Annotated in this window: 19 protein-coding genes and 1 pseudogene; 7 read left to right on the top strand and 13 right to left on the bottom strand. The window is 39.0% G+C overall.

The window, feature by feature from the left end; translation table 11 throughout:
• Window positions 1–12: 12 nt before the first annotated feature.
• The 4 genes from EHW89_RS00920 to EHW89_RS00905 all read left to right on the top strand — a co-directional run bounded on the left by EHW89_RS00920 (window position 13) and on the right by EHW89_RS00905 (window position 3,830).
• Window positions 13–789, top strand: a complete 777-nt coding sequence (locus tag EHW89_RS00920; RefSeq protein WP_070672797.1) for a threonine/serine exporter family protein — start codon at window positions 13–15, stop codon at window positions 787–789.
• Between the two features lie 3 nt (window positions 790–792).
• Window positions 793–1,242: a threonine/serine exporter family protein gene (locus EHW89_RS00915; protein ID WP_106101157.1), complete on the top strand. Its 450-nt coding sequence runs from the start codon at window positions 793–795 to the stop codon at window positions 1,240–1,242.
• A 133-nt stretch (window positions 1,243–1,375) separates the two neighbouring features.
• Window positions 1,376–2,548: a hydroxymethylglutaryl-CoA synthase gene (locus EHW89_RS00910; RefSeq protein ID WP_126468025.1), complete on the top strand. Its 1,173-nt coding sequence runs from the start codon at window positions 1,376–1,378 to the stop codon at window positions 2,546–2,548.
• 1 nt (window position 2,549) lies between these two features.
• Window positions 2,550–3,830, top strand: a complete 1,281-nt coding sequence (locus EHW89_RS00905) for a hydroxymethylglutaryl-CoA reductase, degradative (protein ID WP_126466425.1) — start codon at window positions 2,550–2,552, stop codon at window positions 3,828–3,830.
• A gap of 28 nt (window positions 3,831–3,858) precedes the next feature.
• On the opposite strand, the gene fni is transcribed toward EHW89_RS00905, so the two are convergent.
• From fni to gla, 8 genes are all read right to left on the bottom strand, one after another.
• Entirely contained in the window at window positions 3,859–4,875 is a 1,017-nt protein-coding gene (gene fni / locus EHW89_RS00900) for a type 2 isopentenyl-diphosphate Delta-isomerase (protein ID WP_126466424.1), read from the bottom strand.
• Window positions 4,868–5,872: a phosphomevalonate kinase gene (locus EHW89_RS00895; RefSeq protein ID WP_126466423.1), complete on the bottom strand. Its 1,005-nt coding sequence runs from the start codon at window positions 5,870–5,872 to the stop codon at window positions 4,868–4,870. Before EHW89_RS00895 ends, fni begins: the two co-directional genes overlap by 8 nt.
• Window positions 5,865–6,809: a diphosphomevalonate decarboxylase gene (gene mvaD / locus EHW89_RS00890; protein ID WP_126466422.1), complete on the bottom strand. Its 945-nt coding sequence runs from the start codon at window positions 6,807–6,809 to the stop codon at window positions 5,865–5,867. Before mvaD ends, EHW89_RS00895 begins: the two co-directional genes overlap by 8 nt.
• The gene (mvk, locus tag EHW89_RS00885) at window positions 6,791–7,669 is read right to left on the bottom strand and encodes a mevalonate kinase (protein ID WP_126466421.1); all 879 of its coding nucleotides are present in this window, start codon (window positions 7,667–7,669) and stop codon (window positions 6,791–6,793) included. The genes mvaD and mvk overlap by 19 nt, the downstream gene beginning before the upstream one ends.
• 165 nt (window positions 7,670–7,834) lie before the next feature.
• Complete coding sequence (locus tag EHW89_RS00880; protein ID WP_126466420.1) at window positions 7,835–8,770, bottom strand: serine hydrolase domain-containing protein; 936 nt, start codon at window positions 8,768–8,770, stop codon at window positions 7,835–7,837.
• Complete coding sequence (locus tag EHW89_RS00875; protein WP_126466419.1) at window positions 8,767–9,507, bottom strand: CppA N-terminal domain-containing protein; 741 nt, start codon at window positions 9,505–9,507, stop codon at window positions 8,767–8,769. Before EHW89_RS00875 ends, EHW89_RS00880 begins: the two co-directional genes overlap by 4 nt.
• 81 nt (window positions 9,508–9,588) lie before the next feature.
• The gene (locus EHW89_RS00870; RefSeq protein ID WP_126466418.1) at window positions 9,589–10,854 is read right to left on the bottom strand and encodes a DUF308 domain-containing protein; all 1,266 of its coding nucleotides are present in this window, start codon (window positions 10,852–10,854) and stop codon (window positions 9,589–9,591) included.
• A gap of 219 nt (window positions 10,855–11,073) precedes the next feature.
• Complete coding sequence (gene gla, locus EHW89_RS00865) at window positions 11,074–11,925, bottom strand: aquaglyceroporin Gla (protein WP_106384737.1); 852 nt, start codon at window positions 11,923–11,925, stop codon at window positions 11,074–11,076.
• Between the two features lie 109 nt (window positions 11,926–12,034).
• Between gla and EHW89_RS00860 the strand changes: the two genes are divergently transcribed.
• Entirely contained in the window at window positions 12,035–14,314 is a 2,280-nt protein-coding gene (locus EHW89_RS00860; protein ID WP_126466417.1) for a Xaa-Pro dipeptidyl-peptidase, read from the top strand.
• Between the two features lie 293 nt (window positions 14,315–14,607).
• Here the strand turns inward: EHW89_RS00860 and EHW89_RS00855 are convergent, their stop codons facing one another.
• Both EHW89_RS00855 and EHW89_RS09465 read right to left on the bottom strand, forming a co-directional pair.
• The gene (locus EHW89_RS00855) at window positions 14,608–15,783 is read right to left on the bottom strand and encodes an AAA family ATPase (RefSeq protein ID WP_226997577.1); all 1,176 of its coding nucleotides are present in this window, start codon (window positions 15,781–15,783) and stop codon (window positions 14,608–14,610) included.
• Window positions 15,784–15,839: 56 nt separating this feature from the next.
• A complete protein-coding gene (locus EHW89_RS09465) occupies window positions 15,840–16,241 on the bottom strand; it encodes an ATP-binding cassette domain-containing protein (RefSeq protein ID WP_226997576.1) in 402 nt (133 codons plus the stop codon).
• 394 nt (window positions 16,242–16,635) lie between these two features.
• Between EHW89_RS09465 and EHW89_RS00850 the strand changes: the two genes are divergently transcribed.
• On the top strand, window positions 16,636–16,935 hold the full coding sequence (locus tag EHW89_RS00850) for a YbaB/EbfC family nucleoid-associated protein (protein WP_126466416.1): 300 nt from the start codon (window positions 16,636–16,638) through the stop codon (window positions 16,933–16,935).
• A 56-nt stretch (window positions 16,936–16,991) separates the two neighbouring features.
• Here the strand turns inward: EHW89_RS00850 and EHW89_RS00845 are convergent, their stop codons facing one another.
• The 3 genes and pseudogenes from EHW89_RS00845 to EHW89_RS00835 all read right to left on the bottom strand — a co-directional run bounded on the left by EHW89_RS00845 (window position 16,992) and on the right by EHW89_RS00835 (window position 19,568).
• Window positions 16,992–18,749 (bottom strand): glycerophosphoryl diester phosphodiesterase membrane domain-containing protein, encoded by a 1,758-nt coding sequence (locus EHW89_RS00845; protein WP_126468023.1) that lies wholly within the window; start codon window positions 18,747–18,749, stop codon window positions 16,992–16,994.
• 114 nt (window positions 18,750–18,863) lie between these two features.
• Window positions 18,864–19,034: pseudogene (locus EHW89_RS00840) on the bottom strand (YdcF family protein); the annotation flags it as partial.
• Between the two features lie 39 nt (window positions 19,035–19,073).
• Window positions 19,074–19,568, bottom strand: coding sequence for a DUF536 domain-containing protein (locus EHW89_RS00835; protein ID WP_003027119.1), 495 nt, complete (start codon window positions 19,566–19,568; stop codon window positions 19,074–19,076).
• A 144-nt stretch (window positions 19,569–19,712) separates the two neighbouring features.
• Here EHW89_RS00835 and EHW89_RS00830 point away from each other — a divergent pair, with 144 nt between their 5' ends.
• A complete protein-coding gene (locus tag EHW89_RS00830; protein ID WP_126466414.1) occupies window positions 19,713–20,885 on the top strand; it encodes a BaiN/RdsA family NAD(P)/FAD-dependent oxidoreductase in 1,173 nt (390 codons plus the stop codon).
• Window positions 20,886–20,901 lie beyond the last annotated feature (16 nt).

Genomic DNA, 20,901 nt, shown 5'->3' with positions numbered 1-20,901 from the left:
AAGGGTGTAAAAATGGTGGAGAAAAGAGATGTAGAAAGGGAAGACAAATTTAATCTAACTGTTGATGTCCTGATGTTAGCAGGTACGCTTCTGCTTCAAAGTGGTTCTGAAATTTATCGGGTTGAAGATACCATGATTCGGATTGCTCATTCTCAAGGAATTATGGATTGTAATGCACTCGCAATGCCAGTTGCCATTTTCTTTTCAATTGAAAACACCAATATTTCGCGTATGAAACGCATTACTCATTCAAATTACAATATCGAAAAAGTATGCGATGTCAATCAAGTATCGCGTGAACTGGTTAGTGGGGACATCAGTCTTGAAGATGCTTTTGAGAAATTAACTCAGCTAAAAAAGAAAAAGACACCTTACACAAACAGGCAACTGACATTTGCTGCTACTATTAGTGCCCCTTTTTTCTCTATAATGTTTGGTGGCAATCTCTATGATGCGCTCGGCGCTGCTCTTGCGACCTTCTTTGGCTTTGCCTTTTCTCTTTCGGTCAATAAATACGTGCGCATTCCTTTTGTCACAGCTTTTGCCGGAGCTTTTATTTTTGGTCTGCTGGCACAGATCTGGGCGCGCTATTCTGGCTTTCCTTCCAGTGCGGACTTAATCATCGCTGGTGCTGTCATGCCTTTTGTTCCCGGTATTGCTCTGACCAATGCCGTACGTGATTTGATGACCAATCATCTCAATTCTGGTATGAGCAAAATTTTTGAAACACTGTTAATTACTCTGGCACTCGGAGCTGGCACTTCCGTAGCTCTCGTCTTAATGAAATAAAAGGTGAATCCATTGACTGTCTTACTACAAGCTGCAGCAAGTTTTCTTGCAATTGTAATGTTCTTAATCGTTTTAAATGTTCAAAAAAGAATGCTCATTCCAGGAGGAATCCTTGGAATGTTCATCTGGCTTTTGTATTATGTATTAAAAGGTCCAACAAATGTGATTATTGCTACGTTTATCGCAGCTATTATCGGATCTTGCATTAGTCAAGTTTTGAGCATTCTTTATAAAACCCCTGCTGTCGTCTTTATCTTAGCCATTTTAGCTCCATTGGTTCCGGGCTATCTTTCTTATCGTACAACGGCCTTTTTTGTCACTGGAGATTATAGTCATGCTATGGTTAATGCTACCTTGGTGGTGATTTTAGCCTTGGTCATTTCAATTGGAATGGCAAGTGGTACGGTGGTGCTCAGACTCTACCATTACCTGCAAAAGCATCGCTCCTCATAATTCGACATAACTCCTGAAAATGTCCCAAGTCTTTCTTTTCGCAAGAAGGCTTTTTTCTCAGTTTCTACCTTAATTATGATAAAATGGAATAGAATAAGTTTGGTATCAAACCGAAAAATATATAGAGGTAATGATGAACATTGGAATTGATAAAATTGGCTTTGCAACAGCCAATTATGTATTAAAATTAGAAAATTTAGCAGCCGCACGCAACATTGACCCGGAAAAACTAAGCAAGGGACTTTTACTAAAAGAAATCAGTGTCGCCCCAGTCACAGAAGATATTGTAACCATGGGAGCTAGTGCAGCAGCATCTATTTTAACTGAAGAAGATAAACAGGCTATTGACATGGTGATTGTGGCCAGTGAATCTGGAATTGACCAAAGCAAGGCTTCTGCTGTTTTTATTCATGGTTTGCTTGGAATTCAGCCATTTGCGCGTAGTTTTGAAATGAAAGAAGCATGCTATAGTGCTACTGCCGCACTGGATTATGCAAAACTACACGTTGAAAAACATCCAGACTCAAAGGTCTTGGTCATTGCAAGCGATATTGCCAAATACGGTATTGAGACACCAGGGGAGCCAACACAAGGAGCTGGAGCAGTGGCTATGCTCATCACAAGTAATCCACGGATTCTCAGTTTTAATGAAGACAATGTTGCTCAAACACGAGATATTATGGACTTTTGGCGGCCAAATTATTCGACAACGCCGTTTGTCAATGGCATGTATTCTACGCAACAGTATTTAGACAGTCTAAAAACAACTTGGGCGGAGTACCAAAAGCGCAATCAAGTGTCCTTAAAAGATTTTGCAGCAGTTTGCTTCCATTTGCCTTATCCTAAATTAGCTTTAAAGGGTATGAAAAAGATTATGGATAAGAGTTTGCCAATTGAGCAGCAAGAGCAACTACAAGCGAATTTTGAGCAATCCATTCTTTACAGCCAAAAGGTAGGGAATATCTACACGGGATCCCTCTTTTTAGGTCTCCTTTCCCTACTTGAAAATAGTACGACACTTAAAGCAGGCGATCGGATTGCGCTCTTTAGCTATGGAAGCGGAGCTGTATCAGAAATCTTTAGTGGTCAACTCGTAGCAGGTTTTAACCAACAACTCAAAGCCAATCGTATGGAAATACTCAATAAGCGCACGCCTTTAAGCATTCCAGATTATGAGAAGGTATTTTTTGAAGAAGCAAAACTAGATGAAAATGGCTCTGCTAACTTCACAGGCTATGAAAATCAAGACTTTGCCTTAGCAGAAATCGTAGAACACCAACGTACATATATCAAGGTGGAAAAATAATATGAAGATAAGTTGGACGGGTTTTTCCAAAAAATCATTGCAAGAACGTTTGCAAATTTTAAAAGACTATCACTTACTAAACGAGGATAATCAAACAAACCTTGAACATAATCACATGCTCCCTCTCTCAACAGCCGACCAAATGAGCGAAAATGTTCTGGCGACATTTGCTCTGCCCTACTCTTTCGTTCCTGATGTTGTGGTAGACGAGGAAGTTTATCAGGTACCTTTCGTAACAGAAGAGCCCTCTGTCGTTGCGGCTGCTAGCTTTGCAGCAAAAATTATTAAACGCTCTGGGGGCTTCAAAACGACTATTCACAGGCGTCAAATGATTGGACAAGTTGCTCTCTATCAAGTAGCAAATATCGAAGTAGCTATAAAAAATATCCAAAACCACAAGCAAAAATTGCTAGAGCTGGCCAATCAAGCACACCCATCAATTGTCAACCGCGGAGGTGGTGCGCGTGATTTACGTGTAGAATGGCTAAATGGAGAAGCTGAATTTTTAGTCGTTTATCTAACAGTTGACACCCAAGAAGCTATGGGCGCCAATATCCTCAATACCATGCTAGAAGCGTTGAAAACAGCATTAGAAGAGTTGACTGGCGGTGAAAGCTTGATGGCAATTCTATCAAATTATGCAACAGAAGCCTTGGTCACTGCCACCTGTGAAATTGATATTCGTTTTCTCAGTCGAAATAAATCAGAAGCCTTTGGCATTGCTAAGAAAATAGTGCTGGCAAGCCAATTTGCCAAACAAGATCCTTACCGTGCCAGTACCCACAACAAAGGCATTTTCAATGGAATTGATGCTGTCGTATTAGCGACAGGAAATGACTGGCGGGCGATTGAAGCAGGCGCGCATACCTATGCTAGTAGAAATGGTTCCTATCAAGGATTGACTACTTGGTCAATCAAGGAAGCCACTCAAAAGCTCTGCGGAGAGATTACTCTCCCGCTCCCTATTGCTACAAAAGGGGGTTCCATTGGGCTCAACCCTACGGTGGAAGTTAGCTTCGATTTGCTAAAACAACCAACCGCAAAAGAGTTAGCCAGTATTATTGCGTCTATCGGCTTAGCGCAAAATTTTGCGGCTTTGAAAGCGTTGGTTAGCACCGGTATTCAACACGGACACATGAAGCTACAAGCCAAATCTCTAGCTCTTTTAGCGGGAGCTAAGGATACAGAAATCGCTCCTCTGGTTTCTCAGCTCATTTCTGAGAAACATTTTAGTCTCAAAAGAGCACAAGAAATTTTAGAAAACATTCGTCAAAAATCATAGAAAAAAAGAATCCGATAAGTGAAAAAACTCATCGGATTTCTTTATTTAGTTGACCTTGTGCTTCTCGCAAACGTCTATACAAAAGATAAGGCACTTGTCTTAGCTCTCTCAAATTTTGGCAACCAAGTGCACACATAATCAAGCGCAAATCTTCTTTCCAACTGTTTACAATCGTGATGACTTCATCCACCGAATGCGTTTCAATCAATTCTAACATGGTGCGTGAAAGTCCTACAGCCTTAGCTCCTAACACAAAAGCCTTCACCATATCAAGCGGCTGCCGTACGCCACCACTCACCAAAATATCCATTTTATCCATCATCGGCTGAGCATTTAGTAAGGCTTGGAGTGTCGATTGCCCCCAATCATTGAGATAGTCTCGATTGCCACCGCGCCTGTTTTCAATATAGGCGAAGCTCGTTCCGCCACGACCAGAAAGATCAACCGTTCGAATACCGAGGTCATAAGCAGTTTCGATCGTTGCCAAATCCATACCAAAGCCAACCTCTTTCAACATTACCGGGACTGTGCTTTGCTCAGCATAATCTTTTAAATGTGCTCGCCAAGTTTTAAAAGAGCGTTCTCCTTCTGGCATGAGCAATTCTTGCATGAGATTGACATGCACTTGCAAAAAAAGAGGATGAAGGTCTGTGATTGCCTGCTGCCCTGAGGAATACGGCTTATCCAGTCCAATATTCGTTGCAAGGAGCAGGTTTGGCTTATCTTGCTTGACAGTATATGAGTCATCTGTTGGATTATTCAAGGCAGCACTGTAAGAGCCTGTGACAAAAAGAATACCGCAAGCTTCTGCAACTTGTGCCAAGCGCTGATTGATGCCCTTCCCTTTCTCACTTCCACCTGTCATAGCATTGATGTAAAACGGAAATTCCCAATCTCTGCCTGCAAACTGCGTCGTCAAATCAATCTCGTCCAAATCATACTTAGGAAGCGAGCAATGAATAAGCTCCATGTCATCAAAACTATTATAAGGCGAATCGTACTCAAGCGCATATCTTATGTGTTCGTCTTTGCGATTTTTATTCATCCATTCCCCACCTTTCCTTATATAAAAGGTCAATTCCTGCCCCCTGCCAACGTTCCACTAAGATTTGACTATCTGTCTCGCTAAATGACAATGCTATGCCGCAGTCACCACCGCCAGCACCGCTACTCTTTGCCACACAGTCCAATCCTTGACTGGCTCTTTTTAAAGCTCTCAGTTTTTCATTGTAAATAGCGGGGCTAAGTTCCGCCAATAGGTGGCTAACCTTTTCTAGGCTTTCTTTCATAATTTCTTTCTCACCAGCAAGCAGCGCCTTCTCCAGTCGAAGAACTTCTTCTTGTGTTTGTGTTAGAAAACTGGATGAAATTGCTGATTTGACCTGATTGATAAGATCTCTAGAAATAGCTGGTTCTTTTGTCCAGCCTACAAAAAAATCAAATGGATGATGTGGTTGGATTCTCCGAATGACAGTTCCCCAATCCTGAGCTAATATACTTTCTAAGGGCGACTCATTGATCTGCTCCGCTATTCTTTTGCGGTCAAAAGATTGGTAATAAATCAAATCTTCATAAGCGATACAAGCCACATCTCCCATTGAGCCATTGTCCCCACGTTTAAGAAGGACATAGGCTGCCAGCTTAAAGGTTTCCTCAGCAGATAACGCCAGACCATACAAGGCTGTTATTGCTCGTATGGTTAAAACTACGACACTCCCACTAGAGCCAAGACCAAATTTTTTTCCATCTTGCTCCATTTTTCCAGTAATGGTTAAGAAAAAGGGACGTAGTGAAATGGATCGACTTTGTAAAAACTCATTCATAACAGCAACCGTATCCTGAATGAGACTGTACTCATCATCAGGTGTCAAATCCACAGTATGGTCAAACATATCTGAAAACAACTGATAACGTTCAGAAAAATGAATTTTTCCCGTCATATAAATCGGAATATTTTTCAGAATCGCGCCTTGCCCCTCTGTCAATACAGAGTATTCCCCTGCCAAATACAATTTCCCGCATGTTCTTACTGTTTTAGTCATCTGGCAATTCCTTCGTTTTAGAGACAATGAGGCAGTATTTTTCTGCAAATATCGGCACCAAATGCTCCAAATCTTCTTCCAAACACAGCACTTTTACATTTGGTCCTGCATCCATGGTGAAATAACAACGCTCTCCTTGACTGCGTAATTGTTTGATGAAGTCCATTGCCTCATAGCTTTTTTCGGTCAGGTAAGAAAACGCTGGCGTTGCTGTCTGAGTGGTAGCATGCATGGCAAGCGCATTTTTTTCTGTTAATTCTCCCACCTTAGCAAAATCATTGTTAGACAAATAAGTCAACATGGCTTTATAATCTTCTTCGGACTGTCTCACCCAATCACTAAATGTCGTGGAGGTTTCTGCACAGCGTTTCATTCCCTCACGACTTGAAATCGGCTTTTTCTGATCATACAAAACCAGCATTATCATCGCTAATTTCAAATCTGTCTTTACTGGATAAATCTCTCCGCTATCCTTGTCCCAAGCTGCAATCGGTCCATAAAAACTCCGTGAGGAAGACCCCGAAGCTAATTTTGCTTTTTGTGCTTGCTCTTTTGTGGACAAGTGCAATTCAAAAAAGTCATTACAAGCCTTAACAAGCGCAGACAAACCGCTTGAACTAGATGAAAGCCCCGCTGCTGTCGGCATATTATTTTTTGTATCAATGCGTACAAATCCAGCTCCGTGAGGGCGAAAACGATCTACAATATTGCCCATTTTTTTATGTTCAGTTTGATCTTGCAGAACACCATTGATGTAAAATTCATCTGACTGGGCACTCGCTGGTAAGCTAGACAGAGTTGTTTCTGTGTACATATTTTCCAAGGTCAAAGAAATACTGCTCGTTGCAGGAATTATCTTGACAGTATCTTTCTTACCCCAATATTTGATAATGGCAATATTGGCATAAGACCGCACCTTTACAGGCTTTCGATCCATGTGTTTACCGCTCCTTTCTCCCTCAATAAATCAGCTAAACTGATAGCCTTTTCTTTGCTTGCCACTAGAGCGATAATGCAGCCGCCTAGACCACCACCACTCATTTTCGCACCAAGTGCTCCATTTTCTTGCGCTGTGGCAACAAGCCAATCGGCTTCAGGGCAACTCACGCCTAGATTTTTTAAGCTGAGGTGAGCTTTTGACATGGCAATCCCGATTCTCTCTAAATCTTTTACTTTTAAAGCTTCTTCAACTTCATTGGTTAATTTTCCAAGCTGATGAAGATGTGGCAAAGCGGTCATTCCGAGTTGCTCAACTTCTTGGATAGCTTCCCGTGTATGCCCATAAATCCCTGTGTCTGCAATCACAAGATAGGCTCCAAGATTCGTCTCAAACTCTGAAAAACCAACATTTTTGATGAATTTAATAGCACGATCGCTTAAGCATGTCTTAGCATCTAAACCACTCGGATTCATGTGGGCAATCATCTCCGCTCGATTGGCTAAAATTTCCAGAGTTTCCCTATCCAACCCCTGCTCATAGTAATCAAAAACAGCTCGAATCGCAGCAATACTCACTGCCGCAGAAGAACCCATTCCGCGCTTTTCAGGCACCATTGACTCAATCTCACAGCGAATATAAGCCTCTTGCACCCCTAGAAATTCCAAAGAAGCAAAAACCGCCATAGAAAGAGTATCTTCTTCATACAAAATCCACGCATGATCTGACGGCAAAATGCGACAAGTCACTTCAATATTAGTTAAAGGTAGAGCCAAAGCAGGGTAGCCATAGACAACGGCATGCTCCCCTATCAAAATAATCTTACTATGTGCCCGACCGACACCTACTTTTTTTGTCATATTCTCTCTCTACATCACAATACTTCATCTATTATTTTAATATAATTCATAGAAAAAAGCGATTGTTAGTAGTCAATTCCTTTTATATTCCAAACTAATTTATTTCAACTTTTAAAACAGCGAAAAAGAGCAGGAAATCCAGCTCTTATCCTAACTGTCTTCATTTTACAGATTTTGTTTAATCAAATCCATAAGCTCATTGCGGTCTAAAATCCATTGTGCACGTTCGTCTTTCTCATACGTTCGGTTGGAAAGGAAGATGACCGCTTTCTGCTGTAAACGATTAAACATAATAAACGTTCCAGTATAGCCTGTGTGCTGCAACCACTCTTTGTCTAAATCCCAAGCAAGACTGCGTGTTTTTCCAATCTCCTTTGAGAAATTTTTTGTCAAAGTTGCTGCAAAGTTATCCTGTAAATAATGCTCCAAAAAGAGCTCTAAATCCCGAACTGTCGAAAACAAGCCTGCACTACCAGCATGTCTGCCCAACACATGCGCTTTGGGGTCATGTACAACTCCCGCCTTTACACCGCGAACCGTTGGCACCGCTTGCGCAACAGGTCCAAACGCTGTTTCTTTCATACCCCAAGGCTGAAAAATTTTCCGCTCAAAAATGTCACTCAAAGAAGAATGAAAAATTTCTTCTACCATAAAACCCAGCAACAAAAAATTTACATCAGTATAACGAAAATGCTTGTTATCAAGCACTTTCAAATGATTTAGCGCCTCTTTCAATTCGACCGCATTGAGTGCATCTCGATTGGGGATAAAGGGATCTAGCCCTGATGTGTGAGTAGCCAGCTGACCTACCGTGACAGAATTGTCATGAAAAGCGGGATAATATTGTGTTAGCGGTGCATCTAAATCTAGTTTTTTCTCATGGAATAGAAAAGCCAAAATCGTTCCGACACCCACAACCTTGCTGACACTCGCTAAGTCATAGACCAGTCCTGCTTGAGTCTTCTCACCTCGCTCAGGATTACTCTCACCAAGATAATATTCTTGCCATTTTCCATGAGTATACAAAGCTAAGCTGGCTCCAGGATAGATTTGTTGTGCTATCTGTTCTTCGACTTTTGAGAGTATCTTGCTTGAACTCATACCGCTTCAATCCAAACTTCAATCTGACTATCATCTTTGGTCAGGAAAAATCTGCCCGATTTAGGTATAAAAATTTCTCTTCCTTGAAATAATGCTTGCAAATCCGCCACATCAAACTGCTCAACTGTAAATTTAATCATTGCTAAATCCCAAGTTTGAGTACTCTCCGTCAGCAAATCTGGTCCGCTTGCTGGTGAGAATGTTAGAATAGACTGATTTCCTAGCCATTCCTGATAAAAAGTGACTGCTTTTTCCTTATCTGGAGCATTGATATGAATCTGCTCTATAGTAAATTGACTGAGCCCAACAAAATCCTCTAGCGGCGTAAATGCTGGTGCAATCATCACTCTCTGCAAGGTTGTCCAATCTTCCTCGCTATGCAGTAAAAACGTATCTCCTTCCGGCGAAGTTGCTTCAAAAGCATAGCCATTATCACCTTGGTAAAGATAATCAACTTTGCTGCCACGCGCTAAAAGTGCTTCAATTTCTCGTGAATCGGCTACTTTAATAACAATTTTCGCTAATTTCTTAGTCCCAACAACTTTGCGAGTGCGCATACTGGGCGACTCCTCTAGCTGCAATTTTTCAACTTTTGTCTGATCTCCAAGGCTGACAAAAGCTCCTTCCTCTAGCAAATTTTTCATTCCTAAAGTTTGACAATAAAATGCAAGATTGTTTTTTCGATTATTGATTTTTAATACTGGTATCGTATTTACAATTTTATTTGTTGAACACATAAATTCCTCCAAGCCTTTCTATTTTAAATAATTTTTGTGTATTTTACAAATATTTATGTAAAAATAGAAAAAATTGTGCTATTACTGATAAATATTTTGTACCACTACCAGCTCATTTGCCGACTCAAATTCATATTGAAGGTAAGACTGATAAGTTCCCGGCGCAATAATCCCACGCATATCTAAAATGGCTGTTCCAGCCTGTCCGATAATGCTATCGGCTAGCAGACAACAATTGGTAGACAAGATAAAATAAGTCTTAAAACGACTTGTTTTAAACTTATATAAACGAGCATTCAACTCATGCTTCAATTTATAAGCATACGTGCGCTTACCATCTTTCAAATTCGCCGGTGGATCCCACACTTCCAACAACTCATCAATCTCAGCCAACCGTTTCTCCACAGCTAGCTTTTGCTCATCTGTCAAAGATAACCCATAACCAAACAAGGTTTTTTTGCTTTCTTCTTTGCACAAATCAATATAAGCGTCTTTATCCACTTTAAACAAGACACCGTCTCCAATCGTGCCGAATAAACGCTCTGAAAAAACATCATAACTACCATAGGAAACAACTTTTCCTTTATAGCAAATATCAACGTGACCAATCATCCCAAAAAGATTTTGATCTGATGTATGAATCAGCACTTCTAAGTCAACTAGCTTTTGTTCATCTCGAATACGGCTGTAAACCTTTTGGTGTTCTCGTTTTTCACCCTGCAAAAAACGATTAAAACGATTCAGTTGCTCTGCTGGGAAAAAGGCAGCGATAATAACAGGCAGGTTGATTCGAATACGGCGCCGAAGCTGCTTTTGTTCCACATCGGTGTTGAACATAAGACCGTCTCGAACGTTAGAAAAGCCTAGTAATATCAGATAAATACCAACAATCAAAAATTGCATCCTACCATCCGTGCTAGGAGAAAAGACAGTTGTCAGTCCAATCCCACCATAAAGCAAGGTATCAAAAAGATAACGGAAACCGCCTTTTAGCTTATTTTGACGGTAAAGAAGATAAGTAATGCCATAGACTGCCGCCGTACACAACTGATAGCAGCCCAATATAATAATGACAATATTGACTGGCAGATTGCTGGCACGGTTAAGAAAGCCAACAACCAGCCCCACCAAAACATGGAGGAGGGCAGAACCAAGACTGATACGATTTTTCTTCACTAAGAAACGGAAAAAAAGATTGATAACTCCGACAAATAAAAAGTAAATGACCAATAAATCTAGGGCAAATTTTGTAAAATCAACACCGTTTTCAATAATAATAACGCCAAAAATAATCGCCAAAATACCAAACAATAGAGTCCGTCTCCCACTTAATCTATCTAATTCCATTTCATCTCTCCCAAATAAAAGGTAGGAATGAGACAAAAATTGCTACTTTGCAAAAAATCCGTTTTGCTGTCTCACTCCCATTACTGTTGTTATCCTTACTCTTTAGTATAGCATTTTATCTTGGTAAGCGTCTAGTCACTTATCTATTTTTTCGCTCAATCTTATCTCTTCGTTATCAAAAAACGGCTCGTAACGAACCGTTTCTTTTTTGTTAACAACTTATCCATAAATTATCTTGTAAAGTGCTACTGCAGCAATACCGGCAAGAATTGGAGATACGACTGGCACCCAAGCATACCACCATTTTGAATCTCCTTTGTGCTCACCAAGAACTGATTTTGGAAGAAGGAAATGAAGAATACGTGGGCCTAAGTCACGTGCAGGGTTCAAACCTGGACCTGTAGGACCACCAAGTGACGTTACCAATGCCATGACAAGGAAACCAAGTGCTAAGTGGGCAACAGCAAGTCCGGCATTGATGTGAGAACCAATTGCAACTTTTCCTTGGATTTGAGTAGCATCCACTCCACGAGTAGCAGCATATTTAACAACTTCTGCACCAAAATAGTTTTTGGTCATGGCCATTGCTGCAAAGAACAAGATAAATGAACCAATAAATTCATTGACAAAACCATTTATCATAGAAGCAGCATGTGATTTCTTGCTTCCGTCATCCGTATTTACAATAGTTGAAAATGATCCCAAAATCGCATTAGGATTTGTTGTTTGCAAATAGTAAGGGCGGTGACTTGCTACTACTAATGCTTGTCCAAATATCGCTCCCAATAATTGTGCAATAATGTAAGGCGCAACTTGTGCCCAAGGGAAGTATCCGCTAATCGCAAGTCCTAGTGTGAATGCAGGATTGATATGATTCCCTGATACATTTCCAAACATAAGAGCAGGAATCATAACCCCCATACCATAACCAACTGCAATCACCAACCAGCCACTTTGATGACCCTTTGTTCCCTTTAATTCAACGTTGGCAACAGCACCGTTCCCCAAAATAATGAGAATTGCCGTTCCAAGAAATTCTGTGATATATTTCACAGTCCATGTGACATCCATTTTTATTCTCCTCTTTAATTAAAAAAATTTTAGACAAATCCTATTTTATCAGTTACAATGGATAATGTAAAGGTTATTTTTTGACAAAGTGTAAAAAAGGAGTAAAAATATGCGCTATAATCAGTATAGTTATACACCAGAAACAAACAAAAAAATGCTGGCTGAAATGGAAAGCATTGGATTTTCTTTCCACCCAGAGTATTCTGATAAAGAAAATTTAGAGACTTTTGTACGTAGAACTTTTTTTAATTATAAAAATACAGACTATGCCTTAAAATCTTTGGTTGCCAATTCAAAAACAGACTTACTCAGCTTTTTTACGTCCAATCAGGAATTGACAGCAGAGATTTTTTATACCATTATTTTTCAATTGCTGGGATTTGTGCCCTTTGTTGACTTTGACGATGTAGAAACATTCCGCAAGGACGTGAACTTTCCCATTACCTATGGAAATTCGCTCGAAAATCTCTATCAATTGCTCAATACGCGCACCAAAAACGGCAATCTCTTGATTGATAAGTTGGTAAGCGAAGGCTTGATCCCTGAAGACAATACCCACCACTATTTCAATGGTAAAAGTCTTGCGACCTTTACTAGCCATAATGCTATCCGCGAAGTGGTCTATGTGGAATCGCGCGTGGATACCGACGAAGATGGGCTGCCTGATTTGATTAAGGTCAGCATCATTCGTCCTCATTTTGACGGACAAATTCCTGCTGTCATGACTGCTAGCCCTTATCACCAAGGAACCAACGACAAAGCCAGCGACAAAGCGCTCTATAACATGAATGTGGATTTGGCTAAAAAAGAAGCTGGAAAAATCACTGTTCGTGACCCAGAAATTCACTTGATTGAAACGCAAAAGGAAGCTGTATTAGCGGAGCAAGCAGAAGAAACACTCGGTCATATCGGAACTTATACACTCAATGACTACCTTCTTACTCGTGGTTTTGCTAATTTATATGTATCAGGTGTGGGAACAAAGGACTCTGACGGTCTCATGACGAGCGGAGATTATTATCAAATCGAGGCTTATAAAAATGTTATTGATTGGTTAAATGGTCGCTGTCGTGCTTTCACAGACCATACCAGACAACGAGAAATCAAAGCCACTTGGTCCAATGGAAAGGTTGCTACAACAGGAATTTCTTACCTCGGAACTCTGTCAAATGGGCTAGCTACAACTGGCGTAGATGGTCTTGAGGTCATTATTGCTGAAGCTGGAATTTCTTCTTGGTACAATTACTATCGTGAAAATGGCTTAGTGACGAGCCCCGGTGGCTATCCCGGTGAAGATTTTGACTCTTTGACAGAATTAACTTACTCACGCAATCTTCTAGCGGGCGAACGTCTTCGTCACAATGCCGAGTATCAAAAGAACCTCAAAACATTAAAAGCAAACTTGGAGCGCGAAACGGGTGATTATAATCAATTTTGGCATGACCGCAACTATCTGATTCACGCACACAAAGTCAAAGCCGAAGTCGTCTTCACTCATGGCTCCCAAGACTGGAATGTCAAGCCGCTCAATGTTTACAACATGTTCCACGCCCTGCCACAAAACATCAAAAAGCATTTGTTTTTCCACAATGGCGCTCACGTTTACATGAACAATTGGCAATCCATTGACTTTCGTGAATCTATGAATGCACTTCTCAGCAAGAAACTGCTGGGCTACAATTCCCACTTTGAATTGCCAACTGTAATCTGGCAAGACAATAGTCAAGCACAAAGCTGGTTGTCACTAAAGAATTTCGGCAATCAAGAGCACTACACTCATTTCAATCTAGGTAGTACTACTCAAGATATTCAAAATGCTTACTCTGAGACGGACTACAAGCGTTTCAGCAAGACCTATCAAACCTTCAAAAATGAACTCTTTGACGGAAAAGTCAATCAAGTAACTGTTGACTTCACCTTAAAAAAAGACCTTTTCCTTAACGGTCCCGCTAAGCTCAATCTGCGCCTAAAATCCAGTACCGATAAAGGCTTGATTTCTGCACAGCTATTAGATCTTGGGCAAGCTAAACGCCTCACCCCAATTCCTGGCGTCCTTGCACCAAAAGTCATGGACAACGGGCGTTACTACATGCTAGATCATTTAATGGAATTGCCTTTCAAAGAGACACCTCACCGCGTCATCACCAAAGGATTTCTCAATCTGCAAAACCGCACCGATTTGCTAACAGTCGAAGAAGTCACACCAGATCAATGGATGGAAATTTCTTTTGAACTCCAACCAACTATCTACAAAATGGTAGCAGGCGATACACTCCGCCTTGTCCTCTACACAACCGACTTTGAGCACACCGTCCGCGATAATACCGACTATCATTTGACCATTGACCTAGCAAACTCTAGCTTAGATGTGCCAGATATGATAAAATAAGATAATAACTATCGAATTTTAAGGAGAACCCAAACAATGATGAACATGCAAGACTTGTTCCACGATTTTCTAAGTCTGATAATCGTCAGAAATGTTGATTTAAGTCCTTTCTTAATTTACTAAATCAAACTAAAATCACTTAAATCAATACTAATAAGACAAAAAATAGACAACGGCAGTATCTTCTTGATAATTCAAAAACCGCTTTACTTGTAATGAAGTAAAACGGTTTTTATTTTGTTAAATTATTTGCCAATTATAACTGATATGTCTTGGAGGGCAATCTTTTATTGCTATTGGATAAAAACAGTTCTAATGAATTTCCTTGCTTCGTCATAAACATCTGTACTAATATCTGCATAATTCGTAAATACTTTTTCAACCCAAGTATTCCCGTGACCGCTTACCTCTGGCACGAATCTCTCTATTTCTCCGCACTCTAGAATAAAAATATTATAGTCTATTAAGAATTCTTTTATTTCATTGAATAGAGCCATACAATCTCCCTGCGGAATGATATTTTTTCCACCAGATTTTAAAAGTTTCAAACTACTAATATCTCTTAATATTGTTTTTATCCGCTCTTGAGTTTTGACTTGAGAATTCATTTCTCTTTCAAAATTCTCTAAAAATTGTTTATGTTGCTTTTCTATCCTTTTATAACACTGAGACTCAATTGAATTTAACAGTTGCTTCAAGCTATCTGTATTACTTATTAAATCAATATCAGCAATAATCTTATACTCAATATTTAATTCTTTTAACAAGGGTACTATTTTTTTAAACTGTTCTTTTCCTCCAACTGCACAAAATAAAGTGTTTTGATAAATTGCTAAAAATTCATGATCTAATACTGCGGAGTAAAATTTACAATCACTTTCATTCTCACATAATACAACCTGATTATAAAATAACCCGTTAAGAATATTTGTATACTTTAGATTTCTATCATTGGAAATCTTTTTAATACTATCGTTGTCAATTGAATTAAATGTATTATTGTTATCATACCTATCTATTTTTATTATTTTAACCCTTGAAGAATCCTCTTCTAGAACACCTCTAATGAAATCAATATTATGTGTCGAAATAAATAATTGTTTACCTTCAGACAACCTAACTATATTTTTTCCCAGCACCCTTGCTTGAGGCGGATGTAAAAAGGTTTCAGGTTCATCAATTAAGAATAATGAATGTTCATTCACAATAAGAGATGCTAAAACTGCAACTGCATTTCTTATCCCATCTCCTTGATTATGTAAATCTTCAAATTGTTTCAATTTATTTAAGTTATCACGTCTATTAGATGTAATAGCATTGCAAATATCATTAGTTTCACCAATTTTATATTTTTTTGTCATATTTCCATCTAGGTAGTCTTCATATACCTCAACAGATTTTTGAAAACCTGAATGTAAAGCTTCGTTTAATTTTCCAATTGACTCCGAATCAATATCAAGTTTTCTCATAATATTTAAATTTTGATTATCAACTCCTAAATTAAAATTTATTGGTCTAGTGAGACCTAAGCGATTCTCACAGTAGATAAAAATGAAAACAATGCTTTATAATAAATTTTTTCATCCCAAATGTTAGTGAAAGATTGTTCATCGAAAATATGAGAACTGTTCTCGTCTATCCATACACAGTAGTCTCCATAACTCGTTTTAGCAATATTCCTTTCAAAATAATCTCTAAGTTGTTCTTCAGAAAAACCCGTTGTTTCATACTTAACTTCCTTGACTAACAGTTTTGATTCGGATTTATCATTCAAATCTTCTCTCAAATCTTTTAATGTACGGCTTTTACCCACATTATTGGGACCAACTAATAATACTATATCGTCTTTATTAAATTTCCATTTATTTCCATCATTAAATGTAATTTCTTTAATAACAACAGATGAATTATCGTTATTTTTCTTCATAATAAATCCTTCCTTTGAAAAATTAACTATAAACTATATATTCACCAAAGATCTAAATTTTAAAAAAGTAAAAGATAAAAATAATAAATTTCTCAAACCTCTCAATGATCTCTGTCCACTCGAATTGTATCTTCTTGATTTTCTAAATTATTATTCATAAGTGTATTTTAAACCTTTCTCTGCTTCTGCTCTATTCCCTCACATTTTTAAAATAAATTTCTTAACTTGAATCAAAAAACTTGAAAAAGTCATATCTTTGTTTTTAGCTAATTTCATCATCTCATCAGTTCAATGATACTAGAAAACAAATTATTTTACAATCAATTACAATTTTGCTATCATCCGAAAACATGTTATAATAAAAGAGCAATTATAATTAAGGAGAACCAAAACAATGATGAATATGCAATCAATGATGAAACAAGCACAAAAATTACAAAAACAAATGGAAAAAGGGCAAGCTGAGCTTGCGGCGACAAAATTTGTTGGCAAATCCGCTCAAGACCTCGTGGTCGCAACTCTTACAGGTGACAAAAAAGTCGTCAAAATCGACTTCCAAGAAGCTGTTGTCGACCCAGAAGACTTAGAAACTTTATCTGACATGACAACCCAAGCTATCAACGCTGCCCTCGTAGAAATTGATGCCGCAACTAAGAAAAAATTAGGTGCCTTTGCAGGCAAAATGCCGTTTTAAAACAAATCTCAAAAAACTCACCCCCTCCTAGTCAATTCCACTAAGAGGGGGCTATTTTATGTAAAATTAAAGAAATCAAAGGCTTTATTGAGGAGTAAGTCTGTATATTTTGGAGTGTCTTTCAGCTCTTTAATGGAACTTTGCACCAGTTGAACATCGTCCGTTATGATACCGTCAACATTCAAGCGGAAAGATTTTGCAATGCTGTTTACATCGTTGACCGTCCAATCATAGAGCAATTTATCTGCTTGCCACAACTTAGAAACAAAGTTTTCATCTAGTGTGGAGTATTCCATAGTATAACCACTAGCTTTGGTTCGTGGGAAGATTGTATTATAAGGCAGGATAAAAAAGCTTTTAATGCTAGCATCGTATTTCACAACTTTTTCAATCACGCGATAGTCCAATGAGTGCATTTGATGACCGTACTTTTTAATCGTTGGGCCATATTTTTTCAAAAAGCGCTCCATCATATCCGAAGAATCTTTTTTGCTGGTTTTGATTTCAATGAGCAATCGCTGCCCCAATTCGTTGGCACGTTTGAGATACGCATCAAAACTGGAAATTTTTGTCCGATAGCCATTTTCTGAAACCTCTAAAGCAGTTAGTTCTGCCAAGGTCAAATCCTGCGGACTTGCATTGACACCTGCCAAATTTAAAAGATTAGCATCGTGCATCATGACAAATTGACCATCTTTTGTCTCTTGTACATCCATTTCTATGTAATCTGGCTTCAGCAAAGCGGTCTTTTCCAATGACTGAATCGTATTTTGTACACCATTTTCCTGTGATACTCCTCGGTGAGAAATCGTAACAGGAATCGTTTCCAATGGAAAAATGAGATACATATAACCTTCTACAGCAAAGAATATAGAAGCAATGGAAATCACAAGCCAGCGCAAAACGCGATCGAACTTTCGCCGCGGACAATCCGCCAAGCCTTGCTCAGTTAGAAAAGAAACAAATTTAATCAAGAAATAGCTCAACATCAGATAGTGAGCATTTTTCAGCAACACATAATTCATCACACCAGCAATCGTTGCCACTTGATTGGAATGACCGTCTGCAACATGCTGTAAAAGAAAGAGAGGCAGAGCCATTCCAAAAAAGAAGAGAAAAGTCTTTGTCACAATCCAAAACAAGTGCCAAGAATAAAAGAAAGTTCGTTTCTTGGTTTTTTCTAAGCTGAACCGCACCGCTTCTCTGACGGAAACATTCTCAATCAGAATCTTGGGCAAAGCAAACATCAAACGGACAGCAACCAATAACATCAGCCATACAAGTAGAGTCAGGACGACAGCACCCCAAAAATACGTCTCTTTCAAATAAGTTAAGATAAAATTTGGAACTAAAATTTTGTTTAGATAGTAAATTTTGAGGATTTTTCGGAGAAAAGGAAAGAGCAGAGCGATGTAGAGCAAGACAAACAAGATTTTACTAGGACGTGCCTGCTTTAAGGTGAGCAAACTGTCTGCTATGGTTTTCTTGGTAAACTTCAAGAGGGTTCGCTTGTCTTGAGTCAATAGATTGTGCGCTCCTAAAAAAAGAAGTATGATTTGAATATAAGCGACCAACAGATTGGCTAAAAACAAGAGGATAAAAGCCAGAGTAACTAGAGGATGACTAGACAACACTCCAACTACATTGTTATACGATAGAAATTGATAACCCGTCTGACGAAGCAAAGTACCTGCCGCCCACGAATTAAAAGGCAACCAAGCATATTCTGTCAGCATAAAAATAATAAAAAACAAAAATAGAATTTTATCAAGATTTTGATAGAGTTTTTGAAAACCTAAACGCTGTTGTTTCATCATTCTCCTTTAACTTATTTTTCATCAACTGAAGCATAGAGAGGATTTGCTAGACGGATTAAGTCAGCATAATCTTGTTTTAATGCTTCAAAAACTATTCTGACCTCTGTCGGAATCTCCACCCACTAGAATACTCCCATCAAACAGCACCATGACATCAGCCTGTTTTAGGCTATATTTATCTTCTAAAGCTTTCTGTGTTAATTCTGGCAAATCTCGCTTCCCACAAAAAGAAGCAAGAATATTGATATCTTTTGCGACTTTTTCTTTCATCATATTTTTCATTCTATAAAAAAATCTCAGTTTCTTCAACCGAGATTCTCTCTATCGTCCAAACAATCTTGCAAAAAAACCTTTCTGCTCTTGTGCTTGCACTTTTTCTTTAGCTTCGTCCAATTCTAATAGCAAAGTTTCACGCTCACTCATGGCCTTAGCAGTCAATTGCTGCTGCTGGTCTAATTGCTTGTCTTTTTCAGCAATCTGCACATCTTTCACGCGCAATTGCTCATCTTTTTTAGCTAATTGAGCATCTTTTGCTTTTAACTGGTCATACAAACGCACAATTTCTGCATTTTTCTCATCTACCAAAATTTCCATGAGCTCACGTTGCTTGACATCTTCGCTGACCGGTTCATCTTCAAAAATCGTCTTTTTGTAAATTTCTTCCAGCTTTATCAAACCGCTGCGCGTCACAACGGTGACCCCTTTTTCATTCTTGTCGGTATCTTCGGGCGCAAGAGTTTTGACCCGATTGTTCATCGCCTGACGGCTAATCCCTAAAATCTCGGCTAGCTCGCTGACTGTCTTTTCAATTGCCATAATTTCCTCTGAAACTTTTTCTAGATATATACCTAAATCTTATCATATCAAGGCTTAACTGTCAAATTTGCTCCGGATTTCAAGGAATTTCATCACATTTATGATACAATAAATTTGACATATTCATTTAAAGAAAGAAGTACAATGAACCATTTTGATACAATCGTGATAGGCGGAGGACCTGCTGGTATGATGGCTGCTATTTCCAGCTCCTTTCATGGACAAAAAACTCTCCTCTTAGAAAAAAATAAACGCTTGGGTAAGAAGCTCGCCGGAACAGGTGGCGGACGCTGCAATGTGACGAATAATGGCACTTTAGAAGATTTATTAGCTGGCATACCAGGCAACGGTCGCTTCCTCTACAGCGTCTTTTCCCAGTTTGACAATCATGATATTATGAATTTTTTCACTGAGAATGGTGTTGCACTCAAAGTAGAGGATCACGGACGCGTTTTCCCAACAACAGACAAATCTTTTACAATTATTGAAGCATTAGAACGAAAAATGAAGGAGCTAGGCGTCACCATCATGATCCAGACGGAAGTAGTTTCTGTAAAGAAAAATGCGGATTGCTTTATCATCAAGTCAAGTGAGCGCATTTGGAGCTGCGTTCGATTGATTGTCACAACAGGTGGAAAATCCTATCCTTCAACTGGCTCTACTGGCTTTGGCTATGAGATTGCGCGCCATTTCAACCATACAATAACAGAGTTAGAAGCTGCAGAAAGCCCACTTTTGACAGATTTTCCACACAAGGCTTTACAGGGGATTCCATTAGCCAACGTCACCCTTCGTTATAATAAACACATCATTACCCATGACTTGCTTTTTACCCACTTCGGCTTGTCAGGTCCTGCCGCATTGCGGCTCTCCAGTTTCCTCAAAGGCGGTGAAACCATTTATTTAGATGTCTTACCACAGTTTTCTGCGGAAGATTTGGCAGCATTTTTAGAAAATAACCGAGAAAAATCGCTCAAAAATAGTCTCAAACAATTACTTCCTGAACGTCTGGCAGACTTTTTCGCGCAGCCATTCCCTAAAAAAGGCAAACAATTGACTGGAAAAGAAAAAGAAGAGCTCATTCAACAACTCAAAGCTCTACCGATTCCTATTACCGGCAAAATGTCTCTAGCTAAATCTTTTGTGACCAAAGGCGGTGTCAGTCTTAAGGAAATCAATCCCAAGACTTTAGAAAGCAAACTAGTTCCTGGGCTTTATTTTGCTGGCGAAGTGCTGGACATCAATGCTCATACTGGTGGATTTAATATTACAGTCGCTCTCTGTACTGGCTGGGTCGCTGGAAGTGTGGAATACTAAAAATAGAGCAGATGCT

The organism is Streptococcus periodonticum, from assembly GCF_003963555.1.
Lineage (GTDB): Bacteria > Bacillota > Bacilli > Lactobacillales > Streptococcaceae > Streptococcus > Streptococcus anginosus.
Note: the sequence above shows the minus strand (reverse complement) of the source record. Positions and strands in the feature narration are given on the sequence as shown.